Source organism: Serratia sp. MMO-28, assembly GCF_037199905.1.
In the GTDB taxonomy this organism is placed as follows: Bacteria; Pseudomonadota; Gammaproteobacteria; order Enterobacterales; family Enterobacteriaceae; genus Chania; species Chania oryzae.
In genome coordinates this window covers 35,269-52,409 of sequence record NZ_JBBCVB010000022.1, presented here as the reverse complement: position 1 = coordinate 52,409, position 17,141 = coordinate 35,269, and the positions used below count along the sequence as shown (strand labels likewise).

15 protein-coding genes and 1 tRNA gene are annotated in these 17,141 nt (G+C 49.0%); 3 read left to right on the top strand and 13 right to left on the bottom strand.

All coding sequences use genetic code 11. The annotated features are described in order from the left end of the window. Positions 1-31: 31 nt before the first annotated feature. A complete protein-coding gene (gene uraH / locus WG891_RS18780; RefSeq protein WP_337264114.1) occupies positions 32-436 on the bottom strand; it encodes a hydroxyisourate hydrolase in 405 nt (134 codons plus the stop codon). Between the two features lie 263 nt (positions 437-699). Beyond that, complete coding sequence (locus WG891_RS18775) at positions 700-1,257, bottom strand: recombinase family protein (protein ID WP_337264115.1); 558 nt, start codon at positions 1,255-1,257, stop codon at positions 700-702. 246 nt (positions 1,258-1,503) lie between these two features. Between WG891_RS18775 and WG891_RS18770 the strand changes: the two genes are divergently transcribed. Next, the gene (locus WG891_RS18770; RefSeq protein ID WP_337264116.1) at positions 1,504-1,785 is read left to right on the top strand and encodes a hypothetical protein; all 282 of its coding nucleotides are present in this window, start codon (positions 1,504-1,506) and stop codon (positions 1,783-1,785) included. Beyond that, a complete protein-coding gene (locus WG891_RS18765) occupies positions 1,786-4,113 on the top strand; it encodes an AAA family ATPase (RefSeq protein WP_337264117.1) in 2,328 nt (775 codons plus the stop codon). It begins immediately after the preceding gene. A gap of 136 nt (positions 4,114-4,249) precedes the next feature. Here WG891_RS18765 and WG891_RS18760 read toward each other — a convergent pair whose 3' ends face one another. The 8 genes from WG891_RS18760 to gpt form a co-directional block, all read right to left on the bottom strand. Then, positions 4,250-5,329: a hypothetical protein gene (locus WG891_RS18760; protein ID WP_337264118.1), complete on the bottom strand. Its 1,080-nt coding sequence runs from the start codon at positions 5,327-5,329 to the stop codon at positions 4,250-4,252. 186 nt (positions 5,330-5,515) lie between these two features. After that, positions 5,516-7,456, bottom strand: coding sequence for a site-specific integrase (locus WG891_RS18755; protein WP_337264119.1), 1,941 nt, complete (start codon positions 7,454-7,456; stop codon positions 5,516-5,518). A gap of 87 nt (positions 7,457-7,543) precedes the next feature. Continuing rightward, positions 7,544-7,619 (bottom strand) — tRNA-Thr (locus tag WG891_RS18750). 191 nt (positions 7,620-7,810) lie between these two features. Continuing rightward, entirely contained in the window at positions 7,811-9,064 is a 1,254-nt protein-coding gene (proA, locus tag WG891_RS18745) for a glutamate-5-semialdehyde dehydrogenase (protein ID WP_076944194.1), read from the bottom strand. A gap of 9 nt (positions 9,065-9,073) precedes the next feature. Next, entirely contained in the window at positions 9,074-10,177 is a 1,104-nt protein-coding gene (gene proB / locus WG891_RS18740; RefSeq protein WP_337264120.1) for a glutamate 5-kinase, read from the bottom strand. 112 nt (positions 10,178-10,289) lie between these two features. Beyond that, positions 10,290-10,691 carry a sigma factor-binding protein Crl gene (crl, locus tag WG891_RS18735; RefSeq protein ID WP_337264121.1) on the bottom strand — a complete coding sequence of 134 codons (402 nt, stop codon included), beginning with the start codon at positions 10,689-10,691 and terminating at the stop codon, positions 10,290-10,292. A gap of 64 nt (positions 10,692-10,755) precedes the next feature. After that, positions 10,756-12,003, bottom strand: coding sequence for an esterase FrsA (gene frsA / locus WG891_RS18730; protein ID WP_337264122.1), 1,248 nt, complete (start codon positions 12,001-12,003; stop codon positions 10,756-10,758). 238 nt (positions 12,004-12,241) lie between these two features. Beyond that, entirely contained in the window at positions 12,242-12,700 is a 459-nt protein-coding gene (gene gpt, locus WG891_RS18725; RefSeq protein WP_337264123.1) for a xanthine phosphoribosyltransferase, read from the bottom strand. Positions 12,701-13,037: 337 nt separating this feature from the next. Between gpt and pepD the strand changes: the two genes are divergently transcribed. Next, entirely contained in the window at positions 13,038-14,498 is a 1,461-nt protein-coding gene (gene pepD / locus WG891_RS18720; protein WP_156294229.1) for a beta-Ala-His dipeptidase, read from the top strand. Between the two features lie 49 nt (positions 14,499-14,547). Here the strand turns inward: pepD and dinB are convergent, their stop codons facing one another. From dinB to WG891_RS18705, 3 genes are all read right to left on the bottom strand, one after another. Next, on the bottom strand, positions 14,548-15,606 hold the full coding sequence (dinB, locus tag WG891_RS18715; RefSeq protein WP_076944188.1) for a DNA polymerase IV: 1,059 nt from the start codon (positions 15,604-15,606) through the stop codon (positions 14,548-14,550). Positions 15,607-15,876: 270 nt separating this feature from the next. Beyond that, on the bottom strand, positions 15,877-16,104 hold the full coding sequence (nqrM, locus tag WG891_RS18710; protein WP_337264124.1) for a (Na+)-NQR maturation NqrM: 228 nt from the start codon (positions 16,102-16,104) through the stop codon (positions 15,877-15,879). A gap of 7 nt (positions 16,105-16,111) precedes the next feature. After that, positions 16,112-17,128: an FAD:protein FMN transferase gene (locus tag WG891_RS18705; RefSeq protein ID WP_337264125.1), complete on the bottom strand. Its 1,017-nt coding sequence runs from the start codon at positions 17,126-17,128 to the stop codon at positions 16,112-16,114. Between the last annotated feature and the right edge of the window lie 13 nt (positions 17,129-17,141).

Here is a 17,141-nt window from a genome sequence, read left to right as displayed (position 1 = left end):
GGCGGTATTGCGCCGTTCCCGCGCTAAATAATCAGCTTCCTCGGTAGGTGGAATAGCCATATTGGCTCAACAACAGAGGAATATGCAGTTTCTGATTAGTGGTGCTGACGTTAAAAATAACCGGGACTTCCGGGAAAAACGTTTCTTGCTTGATGGCAGAAAAGTAATCCCCGGTTTTAAACGTGACCTTATAGACCCCGGCATCCATATCCTTGCCTGCCGGATACAGTGCGCCAATGCGGCCATCGTCATTAGTCACCGCCTGTGCCAGGCGCGTCCAACCGTTGCCCTGTTGCTTTTCCAACTCGACCACCATTCCCTTGGATGGCAGGCCGGTCTGCTGGTTGAGTACGTGCACACTGAGCGGATTAGGCGTGCCCGCCGCCATGGCCGAAAAACTGCACGCCGCTAACAGGATCGGAATGAATACTTTCATAAATACCTCCATTGCAAATGTAGGCAATGAAAGTAACACCAAAAACGCCTGAAAAATTTGTATAACAGAAAGTTTAAGTTTATTAATGTGTTCCGTCAGTGACAATTCAAGCCGAGTGAAGAAAGGGGGAGAACTGCAAGAGAATGATAGGGTGTATCAGCATCGGCTTTTGCTTTTCTGCAGGCAGCAATTTTCATATTCAACTTGATACGCACCACCGGGCCAACCCAAAACTCGGGGTTGCAATGAAAGTTTAGAAGCATTTAAAGCAGCTCGGCTATAGTCGCTCTGGAAACACCATATTCACGCGCTAACGCACTGATACTGGTCCCGCTATTCTTTTTCTCTATAATCGCCCTACGGGCTTCTGGTGCGATTTTTGACGGTCTGCCCAGCTTCTTTCCTTCAGCTTTTGCTCGTGACAGCCCCGCCTGAGTGCGTTCAATAAGTAGGTCACGCTCCATTTCAGCAACGGCTGCCAGCATAGACAACAGAAGCTTACCGGCAGCAGAAGTGAGGTCAGTAGTTCCAAGCTGATGGACGATCACCTTGATATTACGCTCTGCCAGCGCCCTGACCGTCTGGAGAACATCAATCGCATCACGTCCCAGACGGTCTAGTTTTGCAACTACCAACGTTTCACCATCGCGAATTTTGCTAAGCATTTCAGAAAACGCTTTACGTTGCATAGCCGGAACCTTCCCACTGACAATATCGGCAAACCAATAGTCAATTTGCCACCCAGCTTGCTCAAGCTCCAGTCGCTGGTTCTCAGTATCCTGCTGCGTTGTTGAAACACGCCCGTAGCCAAAAGTAGCCATTGTTATCTCCCCATCTGACCCCTGCCAGAAAACGAGGCCAACATTAGGATGGCCTGTCAGAAAAGCCAAGGCTATTTTTCCAACAGTGTGAAAGCGTGCGATTGGGAGGTGCCAGAAAACGGTCGTTAACTGGCGTGTTTTATCTTTCACACCAAAAATAAGGATAGATTTGTCGCTGCATTACCATGGCTAAGGTGGTATAGATAACAAGAACATTTTCTACTTTCATGCAGATGGAGGTTTTGCATGTCAATACTTCAGGAAATTCAAAGCTGGTCCACCAAACTACCACTCTGGCAACAACATGCTATAAATCGAATCTACGACTCAAGGCAACTTGAAGATAAGGATTTGGATGACATATATCTTCTTCTTAAACTTCATCATGGAATTCCTGAGCAACAGGAAATACAAGCATTAACATTTACTGAAGATCAAATAGCTGCAATAGAGAATATATCTTCACTAATTCAGATAAAATCGATAAAAAACCTAGAAAATATAAATGCATTAGCTGAGAAAGAATAATTGCCTATATCTCCTACCGGACTCACCATAATCTATGGTGAGAATGGTGCGGGTAAATCTGGTTACTCAAGATTACTAAAAAAAGTTTGTAGAGCTCGAGATCAGAGAGAACCAATCCTTCCTAATGCTAACCGCCCCCCAGAACAAACTGGTCCGGCTAGGGCAGAATTCGAAATTATTAAAGACGGAGAAGAAATAACACTCAACTGGCAAGATGGCACCCCTCCTCCTGAAGAGCTTTCCAATATATCTACTTTCGACTCATTTTGCGCAAGAGCCTATATAGATAACCAAGGCGACTTTGCTTATATACCTTATGGTCTAGACATTTTAACTGAATTAGTTAACGTGTGTAATAAATTAAAGTTAAAGATTGAGCATGACACGAAAACGAATAAACCAAATCTAGATATTTTTAGTGAGCTATCAAACACAAAGACCCAAACTGGTGTTCTTCTTGCTAATTTATCTCATCAGACATCAATACAAAAAGTTGAACAACTTGCCTCACTTAAAGAGGATGAAATTACCCGTTTAGATACACTAACAAGAACATTAGCAGAATCTGACCCTAAGCAAAAAGCCCTGATATTAAGGCAAAAAGCACTACGTTTTAGAGGGCTTTACAAAAGAATAACTGAGGCTTCAACTTCAATATCATCAAATAAGGAAGATAATTTAAAGGAATTAATAGGTAAGTATAAATCTGCAAGAAATGCGGCTGAAATTGCGGCTAAAGCTTTCAAAGAAACCCCTGGGCAACTTTTAGGAACAGGCAGTGAACCATGGAAAATACTCTTTGAAGCAGCACGTGTATTTTCAAAAGAAAACTACCCTGAAAAACACTTCCCAAAGTTAGAAGAAAATGACAAATGTCCTCTTTGTCAAAATGAGTTAGGCGAACAAGGAGTGACACGATTAATTTCTTTCGATGAATTCATACAGAAAGAAGCGGAGAAGTTGGCCGTAACGACAAGAACTAATGCTGGAAATGCTTATAAGGAGATAGAGAAGTTAAACTTGAGTCTAAATATTGATGAAGCATTAAATAATGAGTTATCAGACTACTCACCTCAATTATTAGATTTATGCTTGACGTTTGAACAACATTTAAAAAAGCGTCAAGGTGATATTATCTTAGCAGCAAGTGAAAAACTTCCTTGGGAAGACGTAAGTAAGTTACTTGATACACCTAATTTAATCATTAATGAAGCAGTTATAAAACTTGAATCTGATGCGAAGGCTTTAGAGGCAACTTTTAATGCAGAAGCTAAACAGGCTATGGTTAATGAGCATAACGAGTTGATGTCACGTTCTAAGCTAAAAGAGTTTAAAGATATTGTTATCGACTGTATCTTAAAATTAGACCTTTGCAATAAACTAAATCAATGTTCTGCCAGTTGTGGGACAACGGCTATATCACGAAAGTCCACTGAATTGGCGAGATCAATAGCGACACCTGAAGTTATTGAAATGCTTAACAAAGAGTTTGAAGCTCTAAATGTTCATGAGCTAAGAGTCACAATGCAAAACTCTTCTCCTGGAGGCAAAACTCAATTTAAATTAGTAATGGAAAAATCTAATGGTGCAAGACCATCGGAGATTCTTAGCGAAGGTGAACAAAGAGCAATAGCAATTGCTTCATTCCTGACTGAAGTTAACTTATCTAAAACAATGTCCGGATTAATCTTTGATGATCCAGTATCATCTCTAGATCATCGCCGTCGCTGGCATGTAGCAAGACGGCTAGTAGAAGAGTCTAAGAAAAGGCAGTTAATAGTTTTCACACATGACATTTATTTTTTATGCATTCTTCAGCAAGAATCTCAAGAGAATGATGTTGTAAACCTTACACAATGCATCAGAAAAACATCTCAAGGTTTTGGTGTTCACACAGATAGATTACCATTTGATGCACTAAGCACCTCAAAGAGAGTTAAAGCATTGAGGGGTATGCATAGTGAAGTAGTAAGACATCATAAAGGTGGAGACGAGGATTTAACCAAAAAACTCACACAAGATACCTATTACCATTTAAGAATGGCTTGGGAAAGAAGTGTCGAAGAAATTCTTTTTCAAGGTGTAGTGAACAGATTTTCCGAAGGAATTTCCACACAAAAACTAAGATATGTGATTGTCGAAGATGAAGATTACCGATTGGTAGAATCTAATATGACCAGATGTTCGAAATTTGCACACGATGGTGCTGCAATCGCAATGATTCCCACTCCTCATCCTGACGAATTAATCAAAGACATCGAAATATTAGAATCGTGGAGAGTATTGATAGAGGGCAGAAAAAAAGGAGTCGAGGCCAGAAGGGCATAGCTTAGATGAGCCCCTTATTATGGGGCTCAATTTTTTCAAGATAATAAAAACACTAATTTATTATTTATCAACTAATTTATTAGAGGTATTAAAAATAGAATAAAGACTTTAGTAAGTTTGGACATCCTTAAATGCCTTATAATTCTTGTTCGACATCTTTTGTTTCAAATGGGAACTCTGAACTAATTCGAGTCATTCTCAAAATCATTAACTTGCCTGAGAAATCACTCTCAGAAGGACCATTTTTAATTGAGTTAGATAAACTCCCCCATGATACCGGCACATCAGGCAATAAATTAATTAATGATGAATTAAAACCCATATTAAATATATTTGTTCTAAGATATTTCTTTGTAAGATATAAATTAAGAGAAGTTAAATGACTTCCTTTTATTCTCGTTGGCATAGTAACACCACACCATCCTTTATTAGTCCAACTAGAAGATACATACATTAATACAGCTCTTACAAGTCTGGCCCACTCCGGGTTTGACTTTAAATCTGCTCCTACTTGGTAGTTACTTACTGGCAACCCAGTTTTCAAACCAAGCAATATATCACCAGCAGATATGTTACACCTTTCTGTCTTTTTTGATGGAGCCCCCATCCAATGACATCGCCAGTCTGGATTCTTAGAGTAAGATTTTCTTGCTGCCAGATAAAATGCATAGGGATATGGCTGACTTTTACTCAGTGGGTGAGGAAGATTAAACAAGGAAGTGTAACCACTCTTATTCTTAAGCATAAAAGAAGGCCATTTACTATAAAGTTCAAACTCCTTTTTTGAAGATTCTCCAGAGGTTACAGTTACTTTGGGAAGACGTAATTTATTTCCAGTGATTTTAGCTTGAATAATTACAGCACGTTCTTCACCCACACTTATAAATTTTCTTTCCTTATCAACGAGTTGATTACTATAGATAAGTAAGGCATCACCGAGTTCTACTTTTGGTAAATTTAGCGCTGGAGGAAATGCAACCAGTGGTTTCTTATCGATCCAGCCGGCCTCAACAATATAATAATGAGAATGCAGGCCATCAGTTGAATTTTTATCTGTCATAATAAATAACTGAGCCAGTTTTTTTAGGTAGTCTGAATCAAAAAGAGATGCGAACTGGTGTAACTCATGCGAATTTTTAGTTCGATGTGCCTGTCTCTTAAAGTGATTACGAGCAATTCTATTTATCAGAATGTCTAATATTTTTGCTTCACGCATCGTCTGCTCCTTTGTAATTTTAAAAATTAACACTCATCGGATGGTGCATATGAGTATAACTAAAAGTTTGCAATTCCTTAGACCTTAGTATTCGATGTAAATAACGCAGTGCAAAAACTAAGTCTTACTACACCTGCCATGTTCAATCATGTTGTAACATTTGATGCCCAAAGTCATCACAACAACCTAGTGTTTTTCTATACGCTTTTTGTTGCTCTGTTTAATCCGTAGCGCATCAGCTACAGCAACCACACCATCTTCGCAAACAAATGGAGCAACTTCCGGTAGACCTAACGTAACGCTCTCAAGCACAGTATAAAGAGCTGCTGGTGGATGATCTTTGCTGTATCGGTTCTCTGTCTCGCCAGAACCGCGGATATGTCCAACAAACTGCGCACGCGTCTCGCTGTCGATTCCTGCTTGTTTGAGCCTGGTTGAAAACGTGTGACGGAATGAATGGAAAGATTTCTTACTGCCCTTTTCAAATCCTAACTGCACTTTCAGCAACGAACGGTTAAACCAGTCCGAAGCCTTATCTCCGTATCCTTTTACAGAGTGGTAAGGAAGCTCAGGAAATAAACGCGCATGGCCTGCTTTCTTCAATGCTTCGCAATAGCGGATTAATCCAAGTTTGATCAATGTCGGATGCAACGGTATTTTTCTTCGTGAATTAATCGTTTTCAGTGAATGATCGACACGCTCGTTGCTGATTTCAAAGAAATAAAATCCGGCAGCATCCTGTTTAATATCATCCAGATAAAGCTGGCATAACTCATTAATCCTTGCTCCGGTAAAGAATCCGATGAGTGGCAACCAGTAATGAAATGCACGGTAATGATGGAAGCGTCCCCCGCTATTTCTATCCACAGTTCCACGTTTAAACCAAGGGCGGTTAAAAATAGCGTGCAAATCCTCATCAGTGAAATCAGCTTTGAAGTCCTGATCCATCTTTTCATTTTCTACAGGTGCGAAGAATTGATTCGCAGGAGACTTAATAAAAATACCTTCTCCATCTGCCCACCTTAAAGCTTCGAAGATAACCCGCATATATTTACGAACGGTGTTATCGCTCATTAGAGGGTCGCCATTCTCTCTTGCTTTAACCATCAACTCATGAATGTCATTGATTCTGTATCGGATTTTAGCTAAATCACGCCGTGCAGGTATCGACCTTAGCAAGCTCTCATACTCGCGGAGATAGTCACGATCTACTTTTACAAGCTTTGGATCACCCATGACTTCAACCAGTAGGCTAAAACCCTCCCGGACTCGATTCTCTGCCTTTTCCGTGAATTTCCCCCCGCGCTTGTAGCGAATATATTTTTCACATAACTCGCTCATTTTCACCGAGTAGTATTTGCGATTTACATACTCATTCTCCGGCAATGATGGGGACAATATTGCAGTGGATATTGCTTTTGGCTTCTCAGTAGTTGCAGGAGATAGTGAGGGGCTATATGACAGCCAAAACAATCGTAAGCGCTCGGCTTGCACACGATGAATCATTAGTGAACCAGGCGAGATTTCGACACCGGGAAAGTCAACGAACCATGCGGCTTTGGATGAAGCCTCTGAGGATTTAAATGCGGTTTCTGCGTCTAGCGGCTCGCCAGCGATCATCTGACGTAATATACGTGAGGTAACCAAAGGCTGGATATAACCGTTCAGAGAACCTCTGATCCCGATGTTAATGGCACTATCGATGATAAATCCAGAAGCCTCAGGATCATCCTTATCAACGAGTGAAAGATCTTCTACATAGTAGGCAGGATGCCCATCAGCAAGCCAAAAAAGTGGGATATTCGTATCAAGTAGTCGCTGCGCCACTTGTTGCAGGGAAGCGCTCGTTAAACCGCAAAATTCAGCGAGGCTGATCATTCCTTCTCCAGCCAAAGCAGGCGCACTGCTTACCAACTTTTCTCTATCCAATTTTTGATACTCACCCAGACATCGCTGCCAGACAGCCAATAGAACTGCGGCAATCGCTCGCGCTTTTCTGATGTCGTTTGTTTCTGTTGAAGCGTGAATCTCACGCTGTCCCGTGTAGAGACGGTATCGGGCGGGAACTGCAATACGGACAACATAAATACCGCTGCTACGGCGATACAGATTATCACGTTGAGCCATCGGCTGTATGACCTCTATGTAGGAGAGGCTACGCGATTTCACTCTGAATGGATTTAATACTAACTAAATCAATAAGATAGAAGTGACTGGTGCCGATAATAGGAGTCGAACCTACGACCTTCGCATTACGAATGCGCTGCTCTACCAACTGAGCTATATCGGCTTTGGGCCGGGCATACAGGTGCATGCCGGAATACGCTGAACAAATTATGCAAAAGCACGGGCTGAGTCAATAGGCCGCTAATCATCTGCTGCATTTCACATCAACCCTATGCTTACTGTGGCTTAAATGCAACGCCGATTGCCAGCGGTTCCAGGGGCACAGCGCGCCCCTTTTCTACCCCAGCAACAGCACTAACTGCGAACCAGATCGTCGCCGTAGCCAATCCATTTATAAGTGGTGAGCGCATCCAACCCCATCGGGCCGCGAGCGTGCAGCTTCTGGGTGCTCACCGCGACCTCGGCCCCTAAACCAAACTGGCCGCCATCGGTAAAGCGGGTGCTGGCGTTGACGTACACGGCCGCAGAATCCACCGCGCGCACAAAATATTCGGCGTTACTCAGCGAACGCGTCAGAATCGCATCCGAATGACTGGTGCCGTGGGTGCGGATATGTTCGATCGCCTGATCGATATCGTCTACCAGCGTCACATTCATATCCAGCGACAGCCATTCATCGTCGTAGTCTTTCGCTTCTACCGCAACTGCCCGCGCCGGGCCTTCATGCAGCAAAGGCATAGCGTTATCGCTGGCGTGTAAAGTCACCCCAACGGCCGCCATGCGCGCACTCAGCGCAGGCAAGAAACTGTTGGCAATAGTGCGGTTAACTAACAACGTTTCTAACGAGTTACAGGCGCTTGGCCGCTGAATCTTGGCGTTTTCAATCACCGTCAGCGCTTTGTCATAATCAACGCAGTCATCAACGTAGATATGACACACGCCAATGCCACCGGTGATCACCGGAATCGTTGACTGCTCGCGGCACAGTTTATGTAAACCGGCACCACCACGCGGGATCAGCATGTCGACATAACGATCCATGCGCAGCAGCTCGTTTACCAACTCGCGATCCGGGCTTTCGATCGCCTGCACCGCTGCGGCTGGCAGGCCACATTGTTCGAGCGCTTGCTGGATCACTTTCACCGTTGCCTGATTGGTATGGTGCGTCTCTTTGCCACCGCGCAAAATCACCGCATTGCCGGTTTTCAGGCACAGACTGGCAACGTCGATAGTCACATTGGGGCGCGCTTCATAGATCACGCCGATCACGCCAAGCGGCACGCGGCGGCGTTCCAGCTTCAGGCCGCTGTCCAACAGGTTGCCGTCCAACACCCGGCCCACCGGATCGCTAAGGCGGCATACCTGACGCACATCGTTAGCGATCGCAGCCAGGCGGGCAGGCGTCAGCAACAGGCGATCCAACAGGGCCTCACTCATCCCTGCCTCACGCGCCTGTGCCATATCCCGCTCGTTGGCCTGCAGAATCACTTCGCTGTTGGCTTCTAACCGATCGGCCATTACCGCCAGCACCTGGTTTTTCTTTGCCGTGCTCAGCACCGCCAGTTGCCAGGAAGCCTGCTTCGCGGCCTTCCCCATCTGCTCAAGCATGCTTACTCCTTAGCTGACAATCATATCGTCGCGGTGGACAGCCACCGGGCCATACTCATAACCCAAAATTTCGTTGATTTCTTGCGAATGATGCCCGGCAATCATGCGCATCGCATCGCTGTTATAGCGGCTGACGCCATGAGCCAGATCGCGGCCCGCCAGATTGCAGATGCGGATCACTTCACCACGGGAAAAATCGCCTTTAACGTCACGTATGCCTTTTGGCAACAGTGAACTGCCGCGCGCCATCATGGCATCTATCGCACCGTCATCTACGGTGATCTCACCCGCAGGTGGCGCACCAAAGATCCAACGTTTACGGTTCTCCAACGGGGTTTCCAGCGCGTGGAAACGGGTGCCCACCGGGTTACCTGCGATCACATCGGCCACCACGCCCGGCCTGCTGCCCGCAGCGATAACTACATCAATACCCGCACGGCAAGCCACGTCGGCGGCCTGCAACTTGGTGCCCATGCCGCCGGTCCCCAGGCCAGATACGCTGTCGCCAGCAATAGCACGCAGTGCATCATCAATGCCATGCACTTCACGGATCAGCTCCGCCGTAGGGTTGTTGCGCGGATCGGCGGTGTACAAGCCCTGCTGATCGGTCAGCAGCAGCAGTTTATCGGCGCCGGCCAGAATCGCCGCCAGGGCCGAAAGGTTGTCGTTATCGCCAACTTTGATCTCTGCCGTCGCCACTGCGTCATTTTCATTGATCACCGGCACGATGCGGTTATCCAGCAGCGCGCTCATGGTGTCACGCGCGTTGAGGAACCGTTCACGATCTTCCAGATCGGCTCGCGTCAGCAGCATCTGCCCAATATGAATGCCGTAAATGGAAAATAGCTGTTCCCACAGTTGGATCAGGCGGCTTTGCCCCACCGCCGCCAATAACTGTTTGGAAGCAATGGTGGCGGGCAGTTCGGGGTAGCCCAGGTGTTCACGCCCGGCAGCAATCGCCCCGGAGGTAACAATCACAATGCGATGGCCCGCGGCATGCTGCTGCGCGCACTGGCGCACCAGCTCAACAATATGGGCACGGTTCAGACGCAGCGATCCGCCGGTCAACACGCTGGTGCCCAATTTCACAACCAATGTCTGGCTGCTGCTCATAATATCTCTGCCATTGAAATAAGAAGGGAATGCAAAGAACTTTGTAACAGGAGACACGCGTTATGCCAACAGGCACAACGCGATTTCAGCGCAATTATGAAATGAAAATGATCTAGGCGGAAAGTTTTAGCGGTTTCTCATTAAAATCATCAGCAGGCTCCAGCACCAACTCCAGGCTGGTCATCAGTTCCCCCAGGCGATGATGGAAATCGCGCAGTGTGGTTTCCAACTTTTCCTGTACTTCGCCATCTTTAATCTTTTCAGCCTTCCATTGCCCATCTTTGTTGAACAAGCCAAAGTGATAAGCATAGGTAAAGCGAGATTGGTCGGCCTGCAGATCAAGCCACCATCCCCAGAATTCACGCTTTTCCGGCGCAGGCTTGACGTTGACGCAAACCGCTAAACAATCAAAGAAAAAATGGTCATTCTCACATTTGCTTTCGCGCAGATAAGGCCCCAGGCTGGCAAAGCGTTTCATTAACCGGCTCTTAGGATGGCCACTTGGTAACGTCATTCTTTAACCTCCTCAATGTAGGTAGACCATCCTTTTTAGCAAACTGTTGAAAATTAGCAACTGGTTACCGCATTTTATCTTTCAACCAGTTACAAATCTGCAGTAATGATTTGTGGAAATTTTCATATACCGGCGAACGAGGGATGGCGATCAGCTTGCCATCCAACGAGGATGAGGCGATCAGTTGGGCTTCGGCTTTCGGGCTGAGCGGATCGCTATCCCAGTACGCGGCCAGCATCGGCGTTGGGCAACGGCGGCCAAGCAGCCCCTGGGTTTTCAGCGAATAACGGTTCAGCTCGGTTTTCAGCACGCTGTCGGAAGCATTAGACATGCCCATGCGGCTGGCCAAGACGTCCATATACATATCGGGCACATGCTCTTGGCACTGGGCTTCACACAGCAGGCTATGTACCAAAGCCCCCACGCACGCCACACCACGCAACCGGTGAGCCTCGAGATAGGCCAGGCGCACCGCCACATTGGCACCAAAACGAAAGCCGAAGGCAGCGACGCGTTGATGATCGATCCACGGCACCGAGGGCAACTGCGTCAGCACCTGCTGGTGCAGGAAGCTGGAATCTTGCGTCAGCTTCCATTTATAGGATGAACCAATAGAAGGCATATCGATGGTCAGCATCGCAATGCCCAGGGGTGCCAGATAATCGCGGAACAGGCGGTGGTAATCGGTCTGCAACGTATCCAGGCTGCCGCACATCAGCACCGTTGGGTACGGGGCCTGTCCGGTTTCCGGCATATGCAGGAAACCGGTGATCGCACTGCCGCCCTCAATGGCGAATTCCAACTCCTTGAGCTGATAGGGTAACAGCAAGGCGGCTTCTTCATACGCACGGTTGGACAGCACCTCTGCCTGCTCAGCCAGTTCATCCCCTTTCAGATGCGGATAACCGGCAATGCTGTAGAGATTGGCGGCATTTAGCCAATACTGCCCACCCAGCAGCGGATCACCCTGTTCCAAGGCACGCTGTTGCCATTTCATGCCCTGGCGTACCCATTCATAAATCCAGTTACCGTTGCGATAACCGACCACGGTATCCAGCAGGTGCTCGTCGCTGTGTTCGGCGTTCGAATTGGCAATTCGCGCCAGGACTTCGCTGATTTCCAGCGGATCAATACCGCGCCAGGTCCACAGCAGGTGGTTAAGCATGCGATACCAGTTGTTGCCGGTATCCCCCTCCAACGCAGAGTGCATATCCGCTCCCACCACGTGATGAGCGCGCGATACCAGCGTCGAGGTTTCGGCATGTTTAAACGAAGGTTTGAACAGTACTTCAGAAAGGTTGGCTTGTGCCATGGTAACAACAGCCTCCGAGGATCTTGCTTCAAGGCTGATACCCAATGGTTTTTAAGCTGCAGCTTAAACCGCCACGGGGATAAAACAGCCGGAATGTCTGAAGACAGTGTACCTAACTCTGGCGACAGACACCAAAGCTCTACGGGCAGAATGCGGGGAATTTACAGAAGATGACGAAATCAGGCTGCCTGGGCTTATAAATACCAACGCCCGGCAGAACCGGGCGTTTTGGCTTGACTCAGCGGCCGCCGATCGGTGGCACGAAGGCAACGCCCATGTCCCACGGCTGCTCGATCCAGGTATCCTGAGGGATATCAACCACGTAGTCGTCAACCAGCGGACGGCCAGCCGGTTTGGCAAAAATGGTGACGAAGTGGGCTTTCGGATACATTTCACGGATCGCTTTTGCAGTGCCGCCGGTATCCACCAGATCGTCAACCACGATAAAGCCTTCACCATCACCTTCGGCACGTTTCAGCACTTTCATTTCGCGCTGGCTGTCATGGTCATAGCTGGAAATGCACACGGTATCCACATAGCGGATGCTCAGTTCACGCGCCAGCAAAGAGGCTGGAACCAGGCCACCGCGGCTGACGGCAATGATGCCTTTCCATTGTTCAGCAGGCAGCAGGCGATGAGCCAGTTTGCGCGCCTGCATTTGCAACATGTCCCAAGTAACAACGTATTTTTCGCTCATAGAATGTGTGGTCCCGGCCAGCAGTTGATGTGGCTTATTGAGTAATCAGGGGAAAAAAGGTTGCGCGAGATTATAGAGACTGGCCGCGCTGAATACCAGTTGAACTGAGGAATTCATCCGTATTTTGTCTGGTTGCCTGCGGGAGGATTAGCGCTGATTAAATCCTCTGCGGCCAGGTAAAGCGCTGTATAGCACTGGCCAAACCGCCAATACGGTGCGCGCGCGTCCTGGAATAAAGTGATATTCTCAGAGCATCGTGCCACCAAGCACAGATATCAACTAACCCTAACCGCGCAGCATTCCCCTTTGCAAGGCATGCTGTTACAGGAGACCTAGAGTGTCTGAATTGTCTCAACTTTCGCCACAGCCGCTGTGGGATATTTTTGCCAAGATTTGCTCGATTCCCCACCCTTCCTACCACGAAGAAGCGCTGGCGCAACACATTCTCGATTGGGCAAAAGAAAAGAACCTGCACGCCGAGCGCGATCAGGTGGGCAACATTCTGCTTCGCAAGCCAGCCACCAAAGGCATGGAAAACCGCAAACCGGTGGCGCTACAGGCCCACCTCGATATGGTGCCACAAAAAAATAACGACACCGTCCACGACTTCGCCAAAGATCCGATCCAAGCCTACGTTGATGGCGAATGGGTGAAAGCCCGCGGCACCACGCTGGGTGCGGATAACGGCATTGGCATGGCCTCTGCGCTGGCGGTGCTGGCCGACGATCGCGTTGAACACGGCCCACTGGAAGTGCTGCTGACCATGACCGAAGAAGCCGGTATGGATGGCGCTTTTGGCTTACAGCCCAACTGGCTGCAGGCCGATATCCTGATCAACACCGACTCCGAAACGGAAGGCGAAATCTACATGGGTTGCGCTGGCGGTATTGATTTTATCACCACGCTGCCACTGCAACGTGAAGCACTGCCAGCCGGCTACCAAACCCTGAAGCTGACCATCAAAGGCTTGAAGGGCGGCCACTCAGGCGCAGAAATCCATCAGGGCTTAGGCAATGCCAACAAACTGCTGGCGCGTTTCCTGTTTGCCCATGCGCAAGAACTGGATCTGCGCCTGCTGGATCTGAACGGCGGCACGCTGCGTAATGCGATCCCACGCGAAGCCTCGGCGGTGGTTGCCGTGCCAGCAGCGAAAGCCGATGCGCTGAAAGCGTTGACCCAGCACTACCTGGCTATCCTGAAAAACGAGCTGGTCGCAAAAGAGAAAAACATCACCATTCTGCTGGATCCTGTCACCAGCCCATCGCAGGCTATGACTGCCAACTGCCAAGCGCGTTTTATCGCCCTGCTGAACGGCACGCCTAACGGAGTGATCCGCATGAGTGATGAGGTAAAAGGCGTGGTAGAAACCTCGCTGAACGTTGGCGTAGTGACCACCAGCGAAAAAGAAGCGGAGATCATTTGCCTGATCCGTTCGCTGATCGACAGCGGGAAAGATTATGTGGTGGGGATGCTGAACGCGCTGGGGCAATTGGCTAACGCACAGACTGAAGCCAAGGGCGCTTACCCAGGCTGGCAACCCGATGCTAATTCACCGGTAATGCAGTTAGTGCGTGAAACTTACCAGAAACTGTTCAACAGCACGCCGAACATTATGGTGATCCACGCTGGGCTGGAGTGCGGTTTGTTCAAAAAACCTTATCCACATATGGATATGGTCTCGATTGGGCCAACCATCACCGGGCCACATTCGCCGGATGAACAGGTGCATATTGCCAGCGTCGGGCAATACTGGCAGTTGCTGACCGCACTGCTGAAAGCGATTCCTGAGCGCAAATAAGCGCCGTGCTGCAAGGGTGCAATCTTGTGCCCTTGCGGTTCCCCCGTGATTACCACGTCAGCACCAGTTGCCGCTCAAGCTGCGGATCCAGCAAGGTGACATGCAGCCCAACCAAGCGCACCCCGCGCCCATCACGCCGCTCTTGCCACACTTTATGGGCAACGTTGATCAAATCCTCTTTATTCAGTACCGGCCAGATATGCTCCTGGGTGGTCTGCTGAAAATCCTGAAACTTCAGCTTCACCCCTTGCCGGGCGATATGCAGATCCGGTTTCACCTTGCGCAGCCGCATCTCCAGCTCGGGATAGAGTTTATCGATAATCAGCGTCTCACACTCTTCCCAGCGGTGAATATCTTGCGCCAGCGTGCGCTCAACGCCCACCGACTTACGCAGGCGATCGGGGGACACCTCACGTTCATCAATACCCTGGCTGCGCTCCCACAGCACCCGGCCAAATTTGCCGAAGCTTTTTAGCAAGGCTGCCAAATCGTATTTTTGCACATCGGCACAGGTGAACAACCCCAGATCTTCCAGGCGCTTGGCGGTGACTTTACCCACGCCAGGAATTTTACCGAGCGGCAGTTGCTGCAAAAACCCCGGCACCTGCGCGGGCGTAATCACGTATTGCCCGTTGGGCTTATTCAATTCCGAGGCAATCTTGGCGAGAAATTTGATTGGTGCGACACCGGCCGAGGCGGTGAGATGCAACTCATCGGAGATCGCCTGGCGGATCTCTTGGGCGATCAGCGTTGCCGAACCGCTGCACTGCGTGCTGTCGCTCACATCCAGATAGGCTTCGTCCAACGAAAGTGGTTCAATCAGTGAAGTGTAGCGGGCAAAAATAGCGCGGATATGCTGCGAGGCTTCTTTATAGGCCGCCATCCGCCCCGGTAACAGCTTCAGGTGCGGGCAAAGCTTGAGCGCCATGGCGGTAGACATGGCGCTATGCACCCCATAGCGGCGTGCCGGGTAATTGGCGGTGCTGATCACACCACGGCGATCGGCACTGGCCCCAATCGCCAATGGAATATCGCGCAGGCTTGGATCGTCGCGCATTTCCACCGCCGCGAAGAAGCAATCCATATCAACATGAATGATTTTACGCATTTCGCCCTCCCATAATGCTGTTTAAATATACAGTAAAATAAAAAGAACTCAAATGCGGAAATGAACAGAAGGGACAAAAAAAGGGTCCTGTGTACAGAACCCCGAGGTTGATGACAAAGTAGCTTTTGAACCCGAGATACTCGGGCCTAGCGCACCGAGGGGCGCTCCGGCGGCTTACGCCGCTACGACCCCTTCGGCACGCTCTCCCTAATAACGGGCTTTGTCAGCAGTCTGAGGGTTCTGCGTACCGAACCCCTTGATATTTAGCGGTTATAAGATGCGACGTTTTTCCAGTTGTTCACGCCGCAACGCCTCTTTTGCCAAGCGCTTTTTACGTGCATCGCAAGGCTCCGGGCAGTCGCAGACTTTTTCCATCCCCAATGCGCTGATACCACCGCAACTGCCTTGCAAGGGTTTACGCCGCAGCAGATAGCCGAGAGACATGCCGCCAATCACCAGCAGAAACAGCACAAAGGATGCAACGAATACCGTCAGCATAACCGCCTCACTCGCTTTTCTTCAGATAGGGTTTGAACGCCTCGGAGTAACGTTCTTCAAAACCATTGGCGGTTTTCACGATCATAAATACCGGAATCCCCATCAGGTTTGCCAGCGCCATGCCCCGTTCCGGCCCCATGACGTTCAAACCGGTGGAAAGACCGTCGGCAGTCATACACTGTGGGCTGATCACGGTAATCGACACCAGGTTATGATTGATCGGCTTACCGGTCGAGGGATCGATGGTATGAGAATAGCGCACTCCGTCGTATTCGAAGTAGTTACGATAATCACCGGAGGTGGCAATAGACATTTCACCCGGTTCAACCACCAGATGAGCCTGTTGCTCCACACCGGCTACCGGGCGCTCAATGGCGATACGCCACGGCTTCTTCTCGCCGTTATGGCCGCGAGTTCGCACTTCGCCACCGATATCGACCATATAGTTTTTGACGTGCTGTGATTGCAGATATTCGGCTACCACATCCACACCATAGCCTTTGGCGATAGAAGAAAGATCGACATACAGTTCCGGAATGCTTTTCACCAACGCATGGCCTTCAACCGACAGCTTATCGCTCCCGGTCCAGCTACGGCGCAGCTCCAGTTCGGCAACGGTCGGCACTTTATTCGGGCGGCCTTCGGGGCCAAAGCCCCACAGATTCACCAGCGGCCCCACGGTGACATCGAGCGCACCATCGGTAACCCGGTTGATGCGCAGCGCTTCCAGCACCACTTCCGTCGTTGCAGCAGAAACCGGGAAGGGTTTATTCACTTCGCGGCTGGCGTTGAAACGGCTCAGCTCAGAGTCTGGCCGGTAGGTCGACATCTGATCGTTAACCTGCTCCAGGCGCTTATCGATCTCGGCACGCAGCGTTTCGACTGCCGGCGTATTTTCCCCAGGGACAAAACGGATCGAGTAATAGGTTCCCATCGTTTTGCCATCGAGATTTTCCTGCTTTGGCTCACATCCCGCCAACAGCAAAGTGGCGCCAAGCGCCACTATTGTCATCCAAAACTTCATTCACAACCGCCTG

Coding starts and splice junctions, on each gene's coding strand:
- uraH (WP_337264114.1), bottom strand. CDS start 436: ATGAAAGTATTCATTCCGATCCTGTTAGCGGCGTGCAGTTTTTCGGCC.
- WG891_RS18775 (WP_337264115.1), bottom strand. CDS start 1,257: ATGGCTACTTTTGGCTACGGGCGTGTTTCAACAACGCAGCAGGATACT.
- WG891_RS18770 (WP_337264116.1), top strand. CDS start 1,504: ATGTCAATACTTCAGGAAATTCAAAGCTGGTCCACCAAACTACCACTC.
- WG891_RS18760 (WP_337264118.1), bottom strand. CDS start 5,329: ATGCGTGAAGCAAAAATATTAGACATTCTGATAAATAGAATTGCTCGT.
- WG891_RS18755 (WP_337264119.1), bottom strand. CDS start 7,456: ATGGCTCAACGTGATAATCTGTATCGCCGTAGCAGCGGTATTTATGTT.
- proA (WP_076944194.1), bottom strand. CDS start 9,064: ATGCTTGAGCAGATGGGGAAGGCCGCGAAGCAGGCTTCCTGGCAACTG.
- proB (WP_337264120.1), bottom strand. CDS start 10,177: ATGAGCAGCAGCCAGACATTGGTTGTGAAATTGGGCACCAGCGTGTTG.
- crl (WP_337264121.1), bottom strand. CDS start 10,691: ATGACGTTACCAAGTGGCCATCCTAAGAGCCGGTTAATGAAACGCTTT.
- frsA (WP_337264122.1), bottom strand. CDS start 12,003: ATGGCACAAGCCAACCTTTCTGAAGTACTGTTCAAACCTTCGTTTAAA.
- gpt (WP_337264123.1), bottom strand. CDS start 12,700: ATGAGCGAAAAATACGTTGTTACTTGGGACATGTTGCAAATGCAGGCG.
- dinB (WP_076944188.1), bottom strand. CDS start 15,606: ATGCGTAAAATCATTCATGTTGATATGGATTGCTTCTTCGCGGCGGTG.
- nqrM (WP_337264124.1), bottom strand. CDS start 16,104: ATGCTGACGGTATTCGTTGCATCCTTTGTGCTGTTTCTGCTGGTGATT.
- WG891_RS18705 (WP_337264125.1), bottom strand. CDS start 17,128: ATGAAGTTTTGGATGACAATAGTGGCGCTTGGCGCCACTTTGCTGTTG.